Below are 2,204 nucleotides of genomic sequence, written 5' to 3'. Positions count from 1 at the left end.
CGGAACGGGCCTGCCCGGTGGCGATACTGCCCCTGCCGTCGGCACCTGAACCTGTGTCCGTCGCAACGCCAGCACCACTGCCGGCCAGCACGGGGGGAGGAAGGGCAAAAAGCCAAAGCAGGCTTACCACCAGAACGCAGGAGGTGATCTTCGCCAGGCGGCGCGAAAACATCTCCATGCACCCCTTTCCGGGTGTGGCAAAAACAACACGCACGCCATCAGCACATCCGCAACGAGATTTAGGGGGAGTCGCGAGCGGCAGAGCAACCCCCCTTCCATATCTTGAGTATGTAGGCAACATAAGGATATCAGAGGCCCCCTTCGCTGTCAATACGAAAACTTATGGATAGAGCAAGCAGGTTCATAAGAGCTGTATGGTGGCAGGCGCAAGGTCCCTGCTAATGGCGAATTGACTTCCCGCCCCAAGCCCAGACGAAACGTTATGCGACGCTGGCCACCCGCCTCAGCGGGAACCGGGCAGGCGCGCAGTTGGCCACTCGGGGCCTCACTGCGTCGGATAAGGTGCCCTAACACTACCGCCCAAAACTAACACCCCGGGAACTTGCGCTTGAGAAGATCCCGCGAATGCCGGCCACGCTAAGAACGGGCAACCAGATGGCGCAGGCTTTCCGCCGCGTAGTCCACGTGCTCCTCTTCCGTAAAACAGCTCACGCTGAAGGGGACGGTCCCGGCCGGGAAAGTGCCCAACGTCCGGTGGGCGTAGGGAGCACAGTGCAGGCCGGGTCGGCACAGCACCCGGTAATTCCTTTCCAGTTCGTAGGCGAGGTCTCCGTTGTCCCAGCCTTCCACCGTAAAGGAAAGGATACCTACACTCTGCCGAGCATCGGCGGGACCATACAGCCGCACTCCCGGCAAACCAGCCAGCTGTTCGCGGAGTCGCTGCATCAAGGCCACCTCCCGGGACCTTATCTCAGCAACCCCCCTCGTCAGCACGTACTCCACGCCAGCAGCAAGGCCAGCCAGGCCTGGGGTGTTGGGAGTCCCCGCTTCCAGCCAATCAGGGAGGAAGTCCGGCTGCACGTCCTCTTCCGATCGGCTTCCGGTACCCCCCTCCCGCCAGGGCCTCAGCTTCACGCGGCGAGAATTGACGTACAGGCCTCCTATCCCCTGTGGACCAAGTAGCGCTTTGTGCCCGCTGAAGGCCAGCAAATCAACGCCCATCGACTGCACGTCGATAGGAAGACAACCAGCTGTCTGGGCGGCGTCAACAAGCATCAGGATGTCTCGTTCCCGGACCACCGCAGCGATTTCTTCGATGGGGTTGATCGTGCCCGCGACGTTGGAGGCGTGGGTCACCATCACCATGGCCGTGTTGCGGCGTAGGGCTTCCTTTATCTTGTCCACGGGAACCAAACCGGTCCGGTCCCCCTGAACCACGGTCAGCTCGATCTCCCCCCTTCGAACCATACCCACCAGCGGCCGCACCACCGAGTTGTGCTCCATGCTGGTGGTGACCACGTGGTCTCCCGGCCGCAAGCTCCCCTTGAGGGCCAGGTTGAGTGCGTCGGTGGCATTGAGGGTCAGGACGATCTCCGCAGGGTCGCGCGCACCCAAGAGACGCGCCAGGAGCTCCCGCACCCTCAACACTATCCGGCCCGCCTCCAGCGACCGCCGGTGTCCGGACCGGCCCGGATTCCCACCTACCTTACGGAGGCACGGGTCGACTGCTAAATAAACGGCCTCCGGCTTGGGATAGCTCGTGGCAGCCTGGTCCAGGTACACCTCGTACCTGCCGTCCCACACGGGTGCGGGGGAGGCGAACGAAAGCTCACCGCACGTCCCATCTTTGCGCTTCAACCCGCAATGCCGGGATCCTTGACCAGCGTGATCAACCCCCATTCGACGGCTCAGTCCGGCTCCTCCGGCCAGCCAAACCCGGCGAAGTTCCGCCGGTACGACTCGGCAAGATCCCGCGCCACCTGCTCCCGGAAACGGCGGTAGCGTACCATGAGTTCCCGCGCGCGGGGCGTCACCACGGAGCCGCCGCCATGCCGGCCTCCCGAACGACGCTCCAGCAGCGGGAACCCGAGCGCCTTCTCCAGCCTCCTCACAAGGCACCAGGCCTTGTTGTAGGACATCCCCATCTCTGCCGCAGCCTGACGCAGGGAGCCCGACCGCTCGACCCGCTCCAGCACCTCGAGCGGGCCGTCGCCGAACGCTTTGCCCAGCTCCTCGTGTTCCAG

General features: G+C 63.7%; 2 protein-coding genes. Both read right to left on the bottom strand.

The features are described 5' to 3' along the window. Positions 1-597 precede the first annotated feature (597 nt). Positions 598-1,818: an aminotransferase class V-fold PLP-dependent enzyme gene (locus AB1609_21945; GenBank protein MEW6049098.1), complete on the bottom strand. Its 1,221-nt coding sequence runs from the start codon at positions 1,816-1,818 to the stop codon at positions 598-600. 50 nt (positions 1,819-1,868) lie between these two features. After that, a partial coding sequence (locus tag AB1609_21940) for a LysR family transcriptional regulator (protein ID MEW6049097.1) occupies positions 1,869-2,204 on the bottom strand: 336 nt, incomplete at its 5' end.

It is taken from the genome of Bacillota bacterium (genome assembly GCA_040754675.1).
Classification (GTDB): Bacteria; Bacillota; Limnochordia; order Limnochordales; family Geochordaceae; genus Geochorda.
The sequence above is the reverse complement of the archived record's forward strand: the minus strand, read 5'-3'. Positions and strand labels throughout refer to the sequence as shown.